The following is a 16,850-nucleotide window of genomic DNA, read 5'->3' as shown; positions in this document are numbered from 1 at the left end:
CTCGCCTTACTGGATCACCTCCGCCGACCGGTAGCTGGTCCCCTCCGGCGCCACGCACACGAACCAGCTCATCGGAAAGCCGGCCGCCCGCCGAGGCAGGTCCACGATGCTCGTGCCGTCCTTCCAGGTGCACTTGACCTGCTGGGCGGTGGTGGCGACCATGCCGATCACCAGGCGACCGGAGCTCTCGGGTTCGTACCCCAGACGGGTCGCGACGGCCTCCAGGTCCGTGCCCGAGTACTTCTCCAGCTTGCTCACCGTGTTGAACATCACCTGCTGCGGGCGGTGGTCGCCGTAGGCCCGGGTCACGAAGAACGAGACCTTGCCGATCAGGTCGGCGGGCTTGTGGACCTCGGCCGGCTCAAGGCCCAGCTTGTCCATGGCCCGGAACTGCCGGGCCGCTTCCGCCTGGTCGCGCGGCGCTCCCCACAGCTCGACGGCGGCACGCCACTCCTTGCCGCGGTACGTCCCCCGGGCCAGCTCGGTCCGCTGCGGCTCGTACACGTGCCGCTCCTCGGCCGTCGGCGGCCGAGTGGCCACCACCGCACCCCGGTCCCCGTGGCCGCCGTTCCCACCCGGCAGCCCCGTCACCGCCAGGGCTCCCGTCGACCCGGCCACCACCAGCGCCGTAACCGTCGCCACCGCCCAGCGCCGGGCTCTGCGTCGCCGGCCGCCGCGGATGACCGCCTGGACCGGGGCTATACCGATCTCGACCTCGTCCGCGGCGTCCGCGAGGAGGAGGGCGATGTCCGTCTGGCTCATGTCGTGGTTCCTGTTCTGGTCCGCGCTCATCACTTCCGCCCTCCCTGCGTCACCATCTCGGCCAGCCCCGGTATGGCGCGGAGTTTCGCGATCCCCTTGGCCGCGTTGCTCTTCACCGTGCCGACCGAACAGCCCATCGCCTCCGCCGTCTGGGTCTCCGTCAGGTCCTCCCAGTAGCGCAGGACCACCGCCTCCCGCTGCCGCGCGGGCAGTTGGGCGAGCGCCTTGAGCAGGGCGCTGCGGTCGTCGGCCTGCGCGATGCGGTCGCCCGTGTCGGGCACCTCGTGCACCAGACCCGAGTCGTCCCTCGGCGCGAGGAACTCCTTCAGCCTTCTTCTGTGCTTGCGCGCGTGCGCGTTGATCATCACGCGCCGTACGTACGCCTCCGGATCGTCGGCCGAGCCGACCCTGCGCCAGGCCACATAGACCTGTTCGAGCGTCGACTGGACCAGGTCCTCCGCCGCGTGCTGCTCCCCCGTGAGGAGAAATGCCGTACGCATCAGCCGCGGCCAGCGGCCGACCATGAAGCTCTGGAACTCCTCGTTCCGAGCCTGCTTCCGATCCCCCATGGGCACCTCCTAGATGTCAAAAGGAGTCCACGGGCCGCCCGGACCGTTGCCTCAGTTCGCGGAACTCGCGGAAATTTTCTTCGGCAGCCACAGCAGCATCAGCACCACCCCGCCCAGCAGCACCCCGGTCCCGGCCCGGAACGCCAGCGCGTACCCCTCGGTCAGCGCCTCGGCTCCGGCGCCGCTCCCGGTGTGCGCCGTACGCGCCGCCGCGATCGTCGACATCACCGCGAGCCCCAGCGAACCGCCCATCGTGCGTGAGGTGTTGACCAGACCGGACACCAGCCCGGCGTCCGAGGGCGCCGCCCCCGCCGTGGCGAGCGCGGCCAGCGGCGTCGCCGAGAGCCCGGCGCCCAGCATCATCAGGATCCCCGGGCCCATGACGGAGGTCGGGTAGGAGCCGTGCGCGGTCATCGTCGACTGCCACGCGAACCCGGCGACCGCGATCAGCGCCCCCAGTACGGCCACGGTGCGCGCGCCCAGCGCCGGCAGGAAGCGGGGCGCCAGCTTGGAGCCGAGCACCACCGCGAGGGAGCTGGGCACCAGCGCGAGTCCGGCGAGCAGCGGGGAGTAGCCGAGCACGTTCTGGGCGTACAGCGTCATGAAGAACCACATGCAGAACATCGCCGAACCGCTCAGGAACATCGCCGCGTTCGCCGACGCCACCGAGCGCAGCCGGAAGAGCCCGAGCGGCATCAGCGGGGCCGGCGTCCGGGCCTCGACGGCGAGGAACAGCCCGACCAGCGCGAGCCCGGCGACCAGCGGAACCAGCGTGGCCGTCGACGTCCACCCCTCGGCCTCGGTCTGCGAGATGCCGTACGCCAGCGTCGCCAGACCCGCCGTCACCAGCACCGCGCCCGGCAGGTCGAGTCGGCGCCCGTCCCCCGCCCGGCTCTCCGTCAGCCACCTCAGCGAGCCGGCGAGCACCACCGCGCCGACGGGCACGTTGATCAGCAGCACCCACCGCCAGGACAGCACGTCCACCAGGGCGCCGCCGACCAGTCCGCCCGCGGCCCCGCCGCCGGCGCCCACCGCGGTCCAGGTCGCGATGGCCCGGGCCCGGGCCGGACCGTCGGGCACCGCGGCCGTCAGCAGCGTCAGCGTCGAGGGCGCCAGCACCGCCGCGCCCAGCCCCTGCACGGCGCGCGCCACCAGCAGCTGCCAGCCGTCCTGGGCCATGCCGCCGGCCAGCGAGGCCAGCGTGAACAGGCCGAGCCCGACGAGGAACATCCGCTTGCGGCCGTAGAGGTCACCGGCCCGCCCGCCGAGCAGCATGAACCCGGCGAAGGCGATGGCGTACGCGTTCACCACCCACTGGAGGCCCGACGCGCTCAGCCCGAGGTCGGTGCGCATCGACGGCAGGGCGACGTTCACCACCGACACGTCGAGCACGACGAGGAACTGTCCGGCGCAGGCCAGTGCCACCACCACCCAGGTGGCAGGCATGACGCGGCGGGATATGAGGGGCGGGGTGTCGGCGGCTTCCAGCATGGGTGTCATGCTCTCAACCCGGTTACGGTCCTTGCATCGGCATTTCGGACCACCGGCTTCTGGGTCGTACGACCTACACCGCCCCCTGGGTCGTACGGCCTACACCGCCCGCAGCAGCGTCACCACCGCCGCCCCGCCGAGCCCGATGTTGTGGGCGAGGCCCACCCGGGCTCCGGGCACCTGCCGCTCCCCCGCCTCGCCGCGCAGCTGCCAGACCAGCTCGGCGGCCTGGGCGAGGCCGGTCGCGCCCAGCGGGTGGCCCTTGGAGATCAGCCCACCGGACGGGTTCACCACCCAGCGGCCCCCGTACGTCGTCGCCCCCGACTCCACGAGCTTGCCGGACTCGCCGACGGGACACATGCCGAGCGCCTCGTACGTCAGCAGTTCGTTGACGGAGAAGCAGTCGTGCAGCTCCACGACGTCCACGTCCTCGATGCCGAGCCCGGACCGCTCGTACGCCTGCCGTGCCGCCTCGCGGGACATGGGCTGTCCGACGACGTCGATGCACGAGCCGGACGTGAAGGACTCCTCGGTGTCGGTGGTCATGGCCTGCCCGGCGATCTCGACCAGGCCGGTCAGCGCGCGCTCCGCGGCGAACCGCTCCGACACCACCACGGCCGCCGCCGCGCCGTCCGAGGTCGGCGAGCACTGCAGCTTGGTCAGCGGCCGGTGCACCATGCGCGCGGCGAGGATGTCGTCCACGTCGTACACGTCGCGGAACTGGGCGTAGGGGTTGTGCGCCGAGTGGCGGTGGTTCTTGGCGGCGACCGCGGCGAGCTGGGCCTCGGTGGTGCCGTACCTGTCCATGTGCTCGCGGGCCGCGTCACCGAAGATCTGCGCGGTCGGCGGGGTCATCTCGAAGCCGTGCCGGGCGGCCATGATCCCGTAGTGCCGGGCGACAGGGGACGTCGAGAAGTCGCCCCCGTCCGCCCCTCCCCCGAGCGCCCCCTTCTTCATCTTCTCGAAGCCCAGCGCCAGGACGCAGTCGGCCGTCCCGCCCGCGACCAGCTGCCGGGCCAGCATCAGCGCGGTGGCACCGGTCGCGCAGTTGTTGTTGACGTTGTAGACGGGGATGCCGGTCAGACCGAGTTCGTAGGCGGCGCGCTGGCCGGCGGTCGAGGGCTGGAAGCAGTAGCCGACGGGAACCTGTTCCACATCGGTGTACGCGACCCCGGCGTCGGCGAGCGCCGCGCTCCCCGCCTCCCGCACCATGTCCCAGTACTGCCATTCCTGGGTCTCGGGCTTCTCGAAGCGGGTCATTCCGACCCCGGCGACATAGGCCTTCATGGCGCGCCAGAGTAGAACGTGTTCCACCAACACACCAGACCCTGACGGCGGATCAGAATCCCATGGATCGGTCAAGGATTCATTAGAGGCCCGAAGCAACGGAATAGTTGCCTGTGCATACGAGGTTTAGCCAGCACTTATGTCACGCGGGAGGCCTCACTCAATGACGCACACGACGACCGACCAGCCCGACCGGAGGGCCGGCGGAGCCGTGGTCCCGGTGCTCGCCTTCGCGGGCATCGTGGTCGCGGTGATGCAGACGCTGCTGGTACCGGTCATCAAGGACCTGCCGCAGCTGCTGGACACCGCCCCCAGCAACGCCACCTGGGTCCTCACCTCGACCCTGCTGTCCGGCGCCGTGGCCACCCCGATCATGGGCCGGCTCGGCGACCTCTACGGCAAGCGGCGCATGCTGATCCTCAGCCTCGCCGTGATGGTGGTCGGCGCCCTGGTCAGCGCGCTCACCAGCCAGCTGCTCACGATGATCGTCGGCCGCACCCTCCAGGGCTTCGCCATGGGCGCGATCCCTCTCGGCATCGGCCTGATGCGGGACATGCTGCCGCGCGAGAAGCTCGGCTCGGCCATGGCCCTGATGAGCTCCTCGATCGGCGTCGGCGGCGGCCTCGCCCTGCCCGCCGCGGCCCTCGTCGCCCAGCACACCAACTGGCACGCCCTGTTCTACGGCGCCGCCGGCCTCGGCGTCCTCTCCATCGTCCTCACCCTCCTCGTCGTACCGGAGTCCCCGATGCGCGCCGAGGGCTCCTTCGACCTGCTCGGCGCGATAGGCCTGTCCACGGGCCTGGTGCTGCTCCTGCTGCCCATCACCAAGGGCAGCGACTGGGGCTGGTCCTCCGGTACGACGCTCGGTCTGTTCGCCGCGTCCCTCGTCGTGCTCGTCCTGTGGGGCCTGTACGAGCTGCGCGTCCAGGCGCCCCTGGTCGACCTGCGCACCACCGCCCGCCGCGAGGTGCTGCTCACCAACCTCGCCTCGATCATGGTCGGCGTCAGCTTCTACGTCGTCTCGCTCGTCCTGCCCCAGCTGCTCCAGCTGCCGAAGGCCACCGGCTACGGCCTCGGCCAGTCCATGGTCGTCGCGGGCCTGTGCGTGGCCCCGCTGGGCCTGACGATGATGTTCACGGCGCCGGTGTACGCCCGCCTGTCCGCCCGGTACGGCCCGAAGACCACCCTCATCATCGGCATGCTGATCATCGCGATCGGCTACGGCGGCGGCCTCGGCCTGATGGACGCGGCCTGGCAGACCATCGTCACCTCCGTCGTCCTCGGCGCCGGCATCGGCCTCGCCTACTCCTCGCTGCCCGCGCTGATCGTCGGCGCGGTCCCGGCCTCGGAGACCGGCGCGGCGAACGGTCTGAACACCCTGATGCGGTCCATCGGTACGTCCGTCTCCAGCGCCGCCATCGGCATGGTGCTGGCCAACACGGCGAACAATGTGGGCGGGGTCGAGATCCCGACGATGCACGGCTTCCATGTTTCGTTCCTGATCGCCACGGGTGCGGTGGCGGTGGGTCTGCTGCTGGCGATCTTCCTGCCGAAGGCCGGCCGGCCGGCTCAGCACACCCAGCTGCGTGCGACCAGCGAGGAGGACGCTGTGCTGGAGCGGGCCGAGGAGTTGCTGCGGGGCTTCCGGGGGCGGGTGCTGGACGCCTCCGGCGCTCCGGTCGCCCGGGCCAAGGTCACGCTGATCGACCGGCGGGGGCGGCAGGCGGGGGCGACCCTCTCCGAGGCGGACGGCAGCTATGCCCTCGCGGTGCCGGCCGAGGGGGCGTATGTGCTGGCGGCGAAGGCCTCTGGGCATGGGCCGCTTGCCTCTTCTGCCACGCATTCCGGGGAGGAGCGGGCTGTCGAGCTGGATCTTTCGTTGCCTGGGGAGACTGTCAGCGCCTAGTGGGGTGCCGCAGCTTGCCGTCCGGCGGCTGCGGCGCCGTCGTGGCCGGTCGCGCCCGCGCGGCGGAGCCGCATATCGACACAGCCCCGCGCCCCTGCGTTACGCACCCCCTGTCACATGAGTGGCCGGGGGTGCGGCAGCATGGGCGCCCAGACAGTCGTACGACCGAGAGGCGCCCCATGCCCGGCCCCGCCGCACCCAAGCCCGAGATCCTGGCCGCGTTCGAGGCGGCGAAGGGGTTCATGCCCGTGGACGAGGGGCTGGCGCTGTACGCGGCGGCGGTGGAGGCGGGGCGGCTGGGGCTGCCGCTGCTGGAGGTCGGGACGTACTGCGGGCGGTCCACCATCCTGTTCGCCGACGCGGCCCGGCAGAGCGGCGTCACCGCGCTCACCGTCGACCACCACCGGGGCAGCGAGGAGCAGCAGCCGGGCTGGGACTACCACGACCCGGAGACCGTCGACCCCGAGATCGGCCTGATGGACACGCTGCCGACCTTCCGCCGGACCCTGCACCGGGCGGGCCTGGAGGAGCACGTGGTCGCCCTGGTCGGCCGCTCCCCGCAGATCGCTGCGATCTGGAACTCCCCGCTCGGCCTCGTCTTCGTCGACGGCGGCCACACCGACGAGCACGCGACCGCCGACTACGAGGGCTGGGCCCCTCATGTGGCCGAGGGCGGTCTGCTCGTCATCCACGACGTCTTCCCGGACCCCGAGGACGAGTTCACCGGCCAGGCGCCGTACCGCGTCTATCTGCGCGCGCTGGAATCGGGCGCGTTCACGGAGGTCTCCGTGACCGGATCGTTGCGCGTGCTGCGGCGGACCGGGTCGGGGATCTGACCTACGCTCAGCTCGGATCACCGGAGTGGTCCGCAACGGGGGTGGGGCTGTGCAGTTCCTGATCGGACTCCTGCTGATCGTCTTCGGGGCGCCGCTCGTCGGCATCCTCGGCACCGCGCTCCAGGGCAGCGGACGCAAGGGGGCGGGCCGGGCCATCGGTGTCGGCTTGTACCTGGTCGTGCTCGGGGTCGCCGGGTGGCTGATCGTCGACAGTTTCTGAGGCGGTTCTCACAGTTTCCCGAGGGCCGGCCGCCGTCGTCCTCGGCCGGGCCACCCGCCCGGCCCTCTCTGCCATGTGCGGGACCTGTGCGGCCGCTAGGGTGGCAGGCGTGTCGTACGTAGGCCCGGACTTCGATCCCCCGCAGCCCCGCCGGCCCCGGCGCGGGCCGCTGACCGTCGCGCTCGCCGCGCTCGTGCCCGGTGCGCTGCTGGGCTGGGTGGTGTACGAGGCGGTGGGCGGGTCCGGAGGTTCGGGCGGTCCAGGCGGCTCGGACAGTGCGGGCGCGCGTGCCTCCTCCGCCTCGCCCAGCACGGCCAAGCCCTGGTCGGCGCCCGCCACCGACGACGCCAAGCAGGCGAGCCCGACGCCCAGCACGTCCGCCCCCGCCGCCTCCGGCCCCCTCAAGGGCAAGGTCGTCGTCATCGACCCCGGCCACAACCCGGGCAACTTCTCTCACGCGGCCGAGATCAACCGCCAGGTGGACATCGGCACGAACAAGAAGGAGTGCGACACCACCGGCACGTCCACCAACTCGGGCTACACGGAGGCCCGGTTCACGCTGGACGTGGCCCACCGGCTGCGCACGATCCTGGAACAGCAGGGCGCCACGGTGAAGTTGACGCACGACGGCGACTCCCCGCCCTGGGGGCCGTGCGTCGACGAGCGGGCCCGGATCGGCAACACGGCGCACGCGGACGCCGCCATCTCCATCCACGCCGACGGCTCGGCGGAGGGCAACCGCGGCTTCCACGTCATCCTCCCGGCGTCCGTGCACGCGGGCGCCGCCGACACCCGCCCGATCGTCGCCTCCTCGCGCGACCTCGGCGAACGCGTCGCGGGCAACTTCCTCCGGGTGACCGGCGAACCCCCCTCCAACTACGTGGGCGACGGTACCGGTCTCGTCACACGTCGGGACCTGGGCGGTCTCAATCTGTCAACGGTTCCCAAGGTCTTCATCGAGTGCGGCAACATGCGCGATAGCAAGGACGCGGCACTGCTGACCAGCGGCGCCTGGCGGCAGAAGGCGGCGCAAGGGATCTCTGAGGGAATCGTGAGTTTCCTGCGCGAGTCGTGACCGGCGGGCGGAACCGGCCGGACAGCGGGATCTTGTGGACGATAGTGTCTACCGACGACGAGACGACTCACGAAGGACCTTTCGAAGTGAATATCCGCTCCCTCACTAGAGGCGACGGCGTGGTGATCGGAGCAGCGGTGTTGCTGTTCATCGCGTCGTTCCTCGACAACTACTCGTACGACGACCTGCCCGACAGCGTCGACCTGCCGAACCTCTGGGAAAGCGGACCGGTCCTGCTCAGCATCGTCCTGGCGGGTCTGATCGCGGCAGCGCTCATCGTCGTGGCCCGCGGCCTGCCGCAGCCGCCCAAGGTCGCCGGCCTCGAACTCGGCGCGTTCGGCGTGACGTTCGCGGTGTTCGCCGCGTGGAGCGCGCTCGGCAACGTCATCGACCCAGTCGGCGGTCTGGACAACCTCGGGAGCGGCTCGGACAGCAACGCGCCCAGCGCGGGCATGGGCCTGATCCTCGCCCTCGTCGCCACCCTGGTCATGGCCGCCGCCGCCATCGCCACCCCCCTGGTCCCGGCCCTGCAGGCCGGCCTGGTCCCGGCTCCCAAGCCGGCCGCCCCGCAGCCCTACGGTGCCCAGCCGCCCGGTGGTTACGGCTACCCGGGTGCCCAGCCGCAGCAGCCGTACGGTGCCCAGCCGCAGCCGGGTCAGCCGTTCGGGCAGCAGCCGGCCCCGGCCCCGCAGGGTGCCGCCGCCCCGGCGCCGCAGCCGGCCGCCGGTGCGGACTTCTCGCCGTTCTGGTTCGCCGTGCCGGTGGCCCGGCAGCTGTTCGCCGAGGACGGCTCGCCGACGCCGATCGCCGAACTGGCGCCCGGCACCTGGTACTTGGCCGTTGAGCAGCGCGGTGCCGCGCTGGTCGCGCAGACCCAGGACGGCCGCCGTGGCGTACTCCAGGACACCTCCGGGATCCAGCGCGGCTGAGCCCCACCCGTACGTCGCCGACGGCCCCTCGCCCTTCCGGGCGGGGGCCGTTGTCGTACAGTCGCCTCCCGTGCAGTGACTGACGGATCGTCAGGAGGCAGGCATGCGGCTCGGTCTCGCGCTCGGCTACTGGGGCCGCGGCCCTTCCACGGACCACGTGCCCCTCACGCAGGAAGCGGAGCGGCTCGGCTACCACTCCGTGTGGACGGCCGAGTCCTGGGGCTCGGACGCCTTCACCCCGCTGACCTGGATCGCCGCGCAGACCTCAACGATCCTGCTGGGTACGGCCGTTGCCCAGATGGCGGCCCGCTCGCCGACCACCACCGCGATGCACGCGCTCACCCTGGACCACCTCTCCGGCGGACGGATGATGCTGGGGCTGGGGTTGTCCGGGCCGCAGGTGGTCGAGGGCTGGTACGGCCGTCCGTTCCCGAAGTCGCCGCTGACCGCGACCAGGGAGTACGTGGACGTCATACGGCAGGTGCTGCGGCGGGAGGCGCCGGTACGGTCGGAGGGCACCTTCCATCCGCTGCCGTACCAGGGGCCGGACGGCACGGGTCTGGGCAAGCCGCTGAAGCCGATCACCCATCCCCTGCGGCACGATCTACCCGTTCTGCTGGGCGCGGAGGGCCCCAAGAACGTCGCCCAGACGGCCCGGATCGCCGACGGCTGGCTGCCGCTGTACTGGGCGCCCAGCCGGCCCGAGGTGTACGGGGACGCGGTGCGGGAGTTGCCCGAGGGGTTCCTGGTGGCGCCGATGGCGCGGGTGAAGGTGTGCGACGACGTCGCCGAGGGGCTGCTGCCCGTCAAGGCCATGCTCGGCTTCTACATCGGCGGGATGGGGCACGCGGCCCGCAACTTCCACGCCGATCTGATGGCGCGCATGGGGTACGAGGAGGAGGCGCGGCGGATCCAGGAGCTGTTCCTGGCCGGGCGCCGCGAGGAGGCCGTGCTGGCCGTGCCGGACGCGTTCGCCGACGAGATCTCCCTGGTCGGACCGCGTGAACGCATCGCCGAGCGGCTGGAGTTGTGGCGCAAGGGTCCGGTGACGGACCTGCTGGCCCTGTCACCGGACCTGCTCACCCTCAGGGTGCTGGCGGAGCTGAACTCCTAGCCGCCGCTCAGCTGGGAGGCCGAGGGCACCTGGTCCTTGACCGGGGCGCCGGCGCTCTGGCCCGCGTCCTTCACCTTGTTGATGATGTCGTCGAAGGCACCGGCAGCGCCCTCGTCGCCGCTGCGCAGCTTGGACGGCAGGCTCTTCAGGCTCTCGATGCCCGCGCTGAGCGGCGCCAGGGCCTTGGAGAGCAGCGGGTCGCCCTGGGCGTTCTTCTTGGCCGCCTTGAGCCGGTTGTAGGCGAAGCCACCGGCCAGGCCGGCCTTGACCAGGGTCAGCTTGCGGCCCTTGGCGCCCTTCTTGAACTTGCCCGCCTTCCAGGGCTTGACGATCCACTGGTAGACCGCGCCGGCCGCGAGGCCCGCGTTCGCCACGAACCGGGTCTTGGCGAACTTCTGGCGCTCGGCCGACGTGCTCGGACTGGGCGTGGCGGCGTCGGCGGCCGCTATCTGCGCACTGTCCTTCGTACTGGTCTTCTCACTGCTTCCGCAGGCGGTGGAACCGGCCAGCAGGGCGCAGCACAGGGTGAGCGCCACGCAGAGACGCCGTATCGGTACGGGCACGAGGTCCTCCGGACGTGTCTCCCCGAGCGGGTGTTTCCTCCGGCAGCGTCACCCGGACGGCCGGTGCCCGCCACTCGGACGACTCCGTCCGAGGGCACGGCCGGGGTCCCGGACGGGGCCCCGTTCGGGACCCCGGCCTGGGTTTCGCCGCCCCGGAAGGGGAAATTCGAAGGACATGTTCCGGTATCGCACGGGAGCGAATCCGGCCGGGCGGGTCATCGCGATGATCGCCGACGTCATGGCCCTCATCCTCGGCCTGTGGATTCTGCTGTATCTGCTGGACGCGAACCGGGCCAACCGCCTGGTCCAGTTCGTGCACGACGCCGCCACCTGGCTGGCGGGCTGGTCCCTCCATCTCTTCGCCCTCGACCAGGCCTGGGCCCAGGTGGTCGTCGGCTACGGCCTCGCCGCCGTGGTCTACCTGTTCGTGGGCCACGCCATCGCCAACCGGATGGGCCACCGGCACTGATCGGTCGGGTCGGTCAGCCGCAGCAGTCCGGGTCCAGGCCGGAGGGCAGGTGCTCGCCTCCGAAGATCGCGCACGTGGCGTCGTGGCCGCCCAGGGCGGCGACGGCCAGCAGGAGGGAGCCCGCTGTCCAGGTGGTGAGTTCTCGGGGCCAGATCGCGCCGTCGTCGAAGACGTAGCCCGTCCAGTACAGGCCGGTCTCCGCGTCGCGCAGGTGCTGGATGGACTGGAGGATCTCCAGGGAGCGGTCGGACTCGCCCATCGCCCACAGGGCCAGGGCCAGCTCGCTGGACTCGCCGCCGGTCACCCAGGGGTTGGGGACCACACAGCGCACACCGAGGCCGGGTACGACGAAGCGGTCCCAGTCCGCCTCGATGCGCGCCTTGGCCTCCGCTCCGGTCAGGGCGCCGCCGAGGACCGGGTAGTACCAGTCCATCGAGTAGCGGTCCTTGTCGAGGAAGCGCTCGGGGTGGAGGCGGATCGCGTGGCGGAGTGCGCCCACCGCCAACTCCCAGTCCGGCTGCGGCTCTTCACGCTGTTCGGCGATGGCGAGCGCACAGCGCAGGGCGTGGTGGATCGAGGAGCTGCCGGTGAGCAGCGCGTCCGCGGTGGGCGTGCCGTCGTCCTCGCGGCGCCAGCCGATCTGGCCGCCGGGCTGCTGCAGCCGCAGCACCCACTCCATGGCCGCGTAGACGGTGGGCCACATGCGGTCCAGGAAGGTGTCGTCACCGGTGGACAGGTAGTGGTGCCAGACGCCTACGGCTATGTAGGCGACGAAGTTCGACTCGCGGGCGCGGTCGGTGACGTCGTCGTGGGCGCCGTCGGCGTAGGCGGCGTACCAGGAGCCGTCCTCGTTCTGGTGGGTGGCGAGCCAGGTGTACGCCCGCGCGGCGGCCTCGTGCTCGCCGGCCGCGTCCAGGGCCATCGCGGCCTCGGTGTGGTCCCACGGGTCGAGGTGGTGCCCGCGGAACCACGGGATCGCCCCGTCCTCCCGCTGTACGGCGAGGATGCCGCGTACGGTCGCGGCGGCCTGCTCGGCGGTGAGGACCCCGGGCAGGACGAGGTGTTCTGTCCGGGGCGTCGTCACTTGGCGGCCGCCCCGTCGGTCTCGGCGAGCCGGGGCAGGTGCGGCTTGGTCGCGTAGGCGACGAAGCTCTTGCCGATCAGCGGGTTCAGCGCCTGCTCGGCGACCCGGGTGGCGAGCGGCTTCTTCATGATGTCCCAGACCAGCAGCTTGTGGTACGCCCGCACCGGCAGCGCCTTGTCGTTGTCCACGCCGAACGCGCACTTCAGCCACCAGTACGGCGAGTGCAGGGCGTGCGCGTGGTGGGTGCCGTACGGCCTGAGGCCCGCCTCGCGGATCTTGGCGAGCAGCTCGTCGGCCTTGTAGATGCGGATGTGGCCGCCCTCGACCTCGTGGTAGGCGTCGGACAGCGCCCAGCAGACCTTCTCGGGGCCGTAGCGCGGCACGGTGATGGCGATCCGGCCGCCCGGCTTCAGCACGCGGACCATCTCGGCGAGCACGCCCTTGTCGTCGGGGATGTGCTCCATCACCTCGGAGATGATGACGACGTCGAAGGACTCGTCCGGGAAGGGCAGCGCGAGTGCGTCGCCCTCCATCGCGGTCGCGGTGGCGCCGGCCGGGGCCTCGCCCGCCTCCTTCATCGCCGCGAACCACTTGGCGACCTCGCGGATCTCCTCACCGTTCTGGTCGAGGGCCACGACGTGCGCGCCGCGCCGGTAGCACTCGAAGGCGTGCCGGCCGGCCCCGCAGCCGAGGTCCAGGACACGGTCGCCCGGGGCGAGCGGGAACCGGGAGAAGTCGACGGTCAGCACGTGGCCCTGCTTTCGGGATGAGAATCGACGGTCACTGGGGCGGCGGTCACTTGACGGCCTCGGTCAGTTGCGCGGCTGGGGTCGCCTGGACGGGCTGAGTCACCTCGCCGGGGCGTGCCGTGGAGGGGCGTGCGGCCGGGTCCGCGATGGGGGTCCCCCGCGCGAGCGCTTTCGAGCGTGGGTGAGGGCGATGGCCTCGCGGTAGCGGGCGACCGTCCCCTCGGCGGCGCGGGCCCAGGTGAACTTCGCCAGCACCCGCTCCCGGCCCGCGCGGCCGAGCCGCGCACGCAGCTCCGGGTCCCCCAGCAACCGGCCGAGCCCAGCGGCCAGCGCCCCCGCGTCGCCGGTGGGTACGGCCAGGCAGGTCTCGCCGTCGCGTCCCGCGACCTCGGGGATCGCGCCGCCCGTGGTGGCGACCAGCGGGGTGCCGGTGGCCATGGCCTCGGCGGCGGGCAGCGAGAAGCCCTCGTAGAGGGAGGGCACGCAGGCGACCTCGGCCGAGCGGATCAGGTCGACGAGTTCGGCGTCGGAGATGCCCTTGACGAAGTCGACGGCGCCTTCGAGGCCGTAGCGCTCGATGGCCTGGGCGACCGGGCCCTCGGTGGGACGCTTGCCGACGACGACGAGGTGGGCGGCAGGGTGCTCGGTGCGCACCTTCGCGAGCGCCTCGACGAGGAAGACCAGGCCCTTGAGGGGCACGTCGGCGCTGGAGGTGGTGACGATCCGGCCGGGCACCTCGGCCACGGCCGGATTCGGCGCGAACAGATCGGTGTCGGCGCCGATGTGGACGACGTGGATGCGGTCACCCCGGACGCCGAGGTGGTCCACGATCTCCTGGCGGGAGGTGCCGGAGACGGTGAGCACGGAGGGCAGGCGGCGGGCGACGCGCTTCTGCATGCGGGTGAAGGCGTACCAGCGGCGCACCGAGTAGCGGCGCTGCCAGCCCTCGGCCGCGTCCAGCTCCAGCTGCCGGTCGACGGTGATGGGGTGGTGGATCGTGGTGACCAGGGGGGCGCCGATGTCGCCGAGCAGGCCGTAGCCGAGGGTCTGGTTGTCGTGGACGACGTCGAACTCGCCGCGGCGGGCGCGCAGATGGTGGCGGGCGCGCAGGGAGAACGTCAGCGGCTCTGGGAAGCCGCCGGTCCACATGGTGGCCACTTCGAGGGCGTCGATCCAGTCCCGGTACTCGTCCCGCCCCGGGGTGCGGAAGGGGTCGGGCTGGCGGTAGAGGTCGAGGCTGGGCAGCTCGGTCAGGGTGAGCTGGGGATACCCCTCGTCGAGTACGGGGTACGGCTGCGAGCCGATGACCTCGACCCGGTGGCCGAGGCGGGCCAGTTCGCGGGAGAGGTGCCGCACGTAGACGCCCTGGCCGCCGCAGAACGGGTTCCCTTTATAGGTGAGAAGCGCGATGTTGAGCGGTCGCTCGCCGTCGGCAGCAAGGCCCTTCGGGGACCCGGCCTCCCTGGCCTCAGCGGTCACTCTGGACCCCCTTCTCCCTGCACTGTCCCGCGAGACTACGACGGGACGCTAATCTAGAACAAGTTTCAGACTTGATCGTTCAAGAGGCTCTGAATCTACCGGCAGGTAGGGGCGCTGTGAGCAGTGGATCAGGTGATTCACGCCACGGCTCGGACCCCCGCCGTGCAGGATGATCACGTGCCCTACAGATGTCCTCACCGACTGTCACGGAACGGGACCCATGCCTGCGGAAGCGAGTAGTTCGAGGCCTGCCTCGCCGCCCCTCACCGAGCGGCAGGAGGCCCGTCGCCGCCGGATCCTGCACGCGAGCGCGCAGCTGGCCAGCCGGGGTGGCTTCGACGCCGTACAGATGCGCGAGGTCGCCGAGTCCTCGCAGGTGGCGCTCGGCACGCTGTACCGCTACTTCCCGTCCAAGGTGCATCTGCTGGTCGCCACCATGCAGGACCAGCTGGAGCACATGCACGGCACGCTGCGCAAGAAGCCGCCGGCGGGCGACACGGCGGCCGAGCGGGTGGCGGAGACCCTGATGCGCGCCTTCCGCGCACTGCAGCGCGAGCCGCACCTGGCCGACGCGATGGTCCGCGCCCTGACCTTCGCCGACCGCAGCGTCTCCCCCGAGGTCGACCAGGTCTCCCGGCAGACCACCGTGATCATCCTGGACGCGATGGGCCTGGAGCACCCGACCCCGGAGCAGCTCTCCGCGGTCCGCGTCATCGAGCACACCTGGCACTCGGCCCTGATCACCTGGCTCTCGGGCCGGGCCTCCATCGCCCAGGTGAAGATCGACATCGAGACGGTGTGCCGCTTGATCGACCTGACGGAGCCGGAAGGGCCCGCGTAAAGGGGCCGGAAGCGCGGAAGGGCACAAACGCGGAAGGGCACAAATAAAACCTACGAGACGGGTTCCCTTCGCCGGCATGGTCCGGATCAGGTAATGGGGGTCGCCTTCGAGCCTGACTGCTGCTTTCCGGCCTCTCAGCCCTACCGTCGCTGTCGGCCTCGGCGGATGCCTGTGCGTCTCGCCAAAGTCGGCTACTCCGGTTGGACTCCCTCACTCGCCTCGTAGGCTCTATCAGGATAGCCCCGACAGGCGTGACGGAACCCGACAAATAGGGACAATTTCTACCGCAGCGGGAGCCCGCCCGTGTGCCTAGGCGACCGGCTCCAGACCCGCCCAGCCACGCCCCTGCGCCGCCTGTCCGGCCCACTGGTCCAGCAGGCGGTGGGCCTCCTGCTCGGGGGCGGCCAGGGACACCCGCTGGGTGCCCGCGTGGACCTTGCGCTCGCGTTCGACGGTGCCCTCGCTGCAGCAGGCGCACAGCATCTCGAAGCTGCTCGCCGGCTCGGCGCCGTAGCCCTGCGCCACGAACAGGTCGACCAGGGCGTCGACGTCGGCGGCCTCGCCCGCGTCCACCGTGACCGACAGGGTCGGCAGGTCGGAGGCCTCGAAGAGGAGGAGCTCGTCGAAGACGGGGTACTCGTGGCCGTCGACCACCCGGTGACCCTTGGGTTCGCCGTCATGCACGACGATCTCGCCGAAGCGGCGTCCGCCGGTCACCGGCACGTTCATCACCCGGCCACGGGTCGGGCACAGCCGGTCGATCCAGACGACCTCCCGTTCGCCGCCGGTGTCCAGGCGCACACAGGCCGGGCCGAAGCGGGCGTTGATCTCGCCCTCGCCGTCCGGGAGTTCGATGCCGAAGCCGGCCCAGGCCTCCCGGGCCGTGGCCCAGTCGCGCTGGATCGTGGCGGCGATACCGAGGTTCCAGAACGCCGGTTCGCCCTCGCCGCGCGGGGCGCGGGCGGCGGCCTCGCGGCCCAGCTCGTACGCCTTCGCCCAGTTGCGCAGGAACTTGTGGGCGAGCGCGGCGTCGTACCACCACACCGGGCTCTTGGGGGCGTCCGGGAAGTGGGCGAGGACCTGCTCCAGCAGGCCGGCCGCGGTGAGCCACTCCTCGGCGTCCCACGCGTCGTAGGCCTCGTTGATCAGCCGCTTGGCCTCGGACTTGCGCACGCTTCCCACCCTGGTCGGTATGAAGATCTTCGGAACCGCAGGAGACTATCCCGCGGCTCCGACACCTCCTAGTCCTCAGGCGGAAACACCGGCTCCGCGCTCCCCACCAGCGTGATCATGATCGCCTCCACCGGGCAGCTCTCGGCGGCTTCCAGGACCTGTTCGCTCGCGTCGGTGTCCGGTTCGACGGGGTGGGACTGGCGGGCGGAGTCGAGGCGGAAGCCGTCCGGGGCGTGATGGAGGCACTGGGCTGAACCGATGCACACGGACCGGTCGACCTCGACGTGCCAGCGGTCGCCCATC

At 71.5% G+C, this 16,850-nt stretch carries 18 protein-coding genes and 1 riboswitch; of the genes, 8 read left to right on the top strand and 10 right to left on the bottom strand.

Annotated elements, in window-relative coordinates; all coding sequences use genetic code 11:
* Window positions 1-6 precede the first annotated feature (6 nt).
* From CRP49_RS22235 to CRP49_RS22220, 4 genes are all read right to left on the bottom strand, one after another.
* Window positions 7-792, bottom strand: coding sequence for a hypothetical protein (locus tag CRP49_RS22235; RefSeq protein WP_179851708.1), 786 nt, complete (start codon window positions 790-792; stop codon window positions 7-9).
* On the bottom strand, window positions 792-1,331 hold the full coding sequence (locus tag CRP49_RS22230) for a SigE family RNA polymerase sigma factor (protein ID WP_097254973.1): 540 nt from the start codon (window positions 1,329-1,331) through the stop codon (window positions 792-794). Before CRP49_RS22230 ends, CRP49_RS22235 begins: the two co-directional genes overlap by 1 nt.
* Window positions 1,332-1,382: 51 nt before the next feature.
* Window positions 1,383-2,831 (bottom strand): MFS transporter, encoded by a 1,449-nt coding sequence (locus CRP49_RS22225; RefSeq protein WP_097254972.1) that lies wholly within the window; start codon window positions 2,829-2,831, stop codon window positions 1,383-1,385.
* 90 nt (window positions 2,832-2,921) lie between these two features.
* Complete coding sequence (locus tag CRP49_RS22220) at window positions 2,922-4,109, bottom strand: lipid-transfer protein (RefSeq protein WP_097254971.1); 1,188 nt, start codon at window positions 4,107-4,109, stop codon at window positions 2,922-2,924.
* Between the two features lie 163 nt (window positions 4,110-4,272).
* On the opposite strand from CRP49_RS22220, the gene CRP49_RS22215 reads away from it, so the two are divergent.
* The 6 genes from CRP49_RS22215 (at window position 4,273) to CRP49_RS22195 (ending at window position 10,189) form a co-directional block, all read left to right on the top strand.
* On the top strand, window positions 4,273-6,015 hold the full coding sequence (locus CRP49_RS22215) for an MFS transporter (RefSeq protein WP_097254970.1): 1,743 nt from the start codon (window positions 4,273-4,275) through the stop codon (window positions 6,013-6,015).
* A 179-nt stretch (window positions 6,016-6,194) separates the two neighbouring features.
* A complete protein-coding gene (locus CRP49_RS22210; RefSeq protein ID WP_097254969.1) occupies window positions 6,195-6,851 on the top strand; it encodes a class I SAM-dependent methyltransferase in 657 nt (218 codons plus the stop codon).
* Between the two features lie 49 nt (window positions 6,852-6,900).
* Window positions 6,901-7,071: a hypothetical protein gene (locus CRP49_RS46920; protein WP_179851707.1), complete on the top strand. Its 171-nt coding sequence runs from the start codon at window positions 6,901-6,903 to the stop codon at window positions 7,069-7,071.
* 109 nt (window positions 7,072-7,180) lie between these two features.
* Window positions 7,181-8,146 (top strand): N-acetylmuramoyl-L-alanine amidase, encoded by a 966-nt coding sequence (locus tag CRP49_RS22205; protein ID WP_097254968.1) that lies wholly within the window; start codon window positions 7,181-7,183, stop codon window positions 8,144-8,146.
* Between the two features lie 86 nt (window positions 8,147-8,232).
* Window positions 8,233-9,075: a DUF5336 domain-containing protein gene (locus CRP49_RS22200; RefSeq protein WP_097254967.1), complete on the top strand. Its 843-nt coding sequence runs from the start codon at window positions 8,233-8,235 to the stop codon at window positions 9,073-9,075.
* Window positions 9,076-9,178: 103 nt separating this feature from the next.
* Entirely contained in the window at window positions 9,179-10,189 is a 1,011-nt protein-coding gene (locus CRP49_RS22195; RefSeq protein WP_097254966.1) for an LLM class F420-dependent oxidoreductase, read from the top strand.
* Here the strand turns inward: CRP49_RS22195 and CRP49_RS22190 are convergent.
* Complete coding sequence (locus CRP49_RS22190; RefSeq protein ID WP_097254965.1) at window positions 10,186-10,752, bottom strand: hypothetical protein; 567 nt, start codon at window positions 10,750-10,752, stop codon at window positions 10,186-10,188. The genes CRP49_RS22195 and CRP49_RS22190 overlap by 4 nt on opposite strands.
* Before the next feature lie 175 nt (window positions 10,753-10,927).
* On the opposite strand from CRP49_RS22190, the gene CRP49_RS22185 reads away from it, so the two are divergent.
* Window positions 10,928-11,221, top strand: a complete 294-nt coding sequence (locus CRP49_RS22185) for a hypothetical protein (protein WP_097254964.1) — start codon at window positions 10,928-10,930, stop codon at window positions 11,219-11,221.
* A gap of 13 nt (window positions 11,222-11,234) precedes the next feature.
* On the opposite strand, the gene CRP49_RS22180 is transcribed toward CRP49_RS22185, so the two are convergent.
* The 3 genes from CRP49_RS22180 to CRP49_RS22170 form a co-directional block, all read right to left on the bottom strand.
* Window positions 11,235-12,305 carry a prenyltransferase/squalene oxidase repeat-containing protein gene (locus tag CRP49_RS22180; RefSeq protein WP_097254963.1) on the bottom strand — a complete coding sequence of 357 codons (1,071 nt, stop codon included), beginning with the start codon at window positions 12,303-12,305 and terminating at the stop codon, window positions 11,235-11,237.
* Window positions 12,302-13,054: a class I SAM-dependent methyltransferase gene (locus tag CRP49_RS22175; RefSeq protein WP_097254962.1), complete on the bottom strand. Its 753-nt coding sequence runs from the start codon at window positions 13,052-13,054 to the stop codon at window positions 12,302-12,304. The genes CRP49_RS22180 and CRP49_RS22175 overlap by 4 nt, the downstream gene beginning before the upstream one ends.
* 99 nt (window positions 13,055-13,153) lie before the next feature.
* Window positions 13,154-14,533, bottom strand: coding sequence for a glycosyltransferase family 4 protein (locus CRP49_RS22170; RefSeq protein ID WP_257033463.1), 1,380 nt, complete (start codon window positions 14,531-14,533; stop codon window positions 13,154-13,156).
* A gap of 220 nt (window positions 14,534-14,753) precedes the next feature.
* Between CRP49_RS22170 and CRP49_RS22165 the strand changes: the two genes are divergently transcribed.
* The gene (locus CRP49_RS22165) at window positions 14,754-15,374 is read left to right on the top strand and encodes a TetR family transcriptional regulator (protein ID WP_097254961.1); all 621 of its coding nucleotides are present in this window, start codon (window positions 14,754-14,756) and stop codon (window positions 15,372-15,374) included.
* A gap of 46 nt (window positions 15,375-15,420) precedes the next feature.
* Window positions 15,421-15,596: riboswitch (TPP riboswitch) on the bottom strand.
* Between the two features lie 87 nt (window positions 15,597-15,683).
* Here the strand turns inward: CRP49_RS22165 and CRP49_RS22160 are convergent.
* Window positions 15,684-16,547: a tetratricopeptide repeat protein gene (locus CRP49_RS22160; RefSeq protein ID WP_097254960.1), complete on the bottom strand. Its 864-nt coding sequence runs from the start codon at window positions 16,545-16,547 to the stop codon at window positions 15,684-15,686.
* Between the two features lie 68 nt (window positions 16,548-16,615).
* Window positions 16,616-16,849 (bottom strand): ferredoxin, encoded by a 234-nt coding sequence (locus CRP49_RS22155; protein ID WP_094218068.1) that lies wholly within the window; start codon window positions 16,847-16,849, stop codon window positions 16,616-16,618.
* Between the last annotated feature and the right edge of the window lies 1 nt (window position 16,850).

The organism is Streptomyces sp. Ag109_G2-15, assembly GCF_900215565.1.
GTDB classification, from domain to species: domain Bacteria; phylum Actinomycetota; class Actinomycetes; order Streptomycetales; family Streptomycetaceae; genus Streptomyces; species Streptomyces diastatochromogenes.
This window is presented reverse-complemented; position numbering and strand designations above follow the sequence as displayed.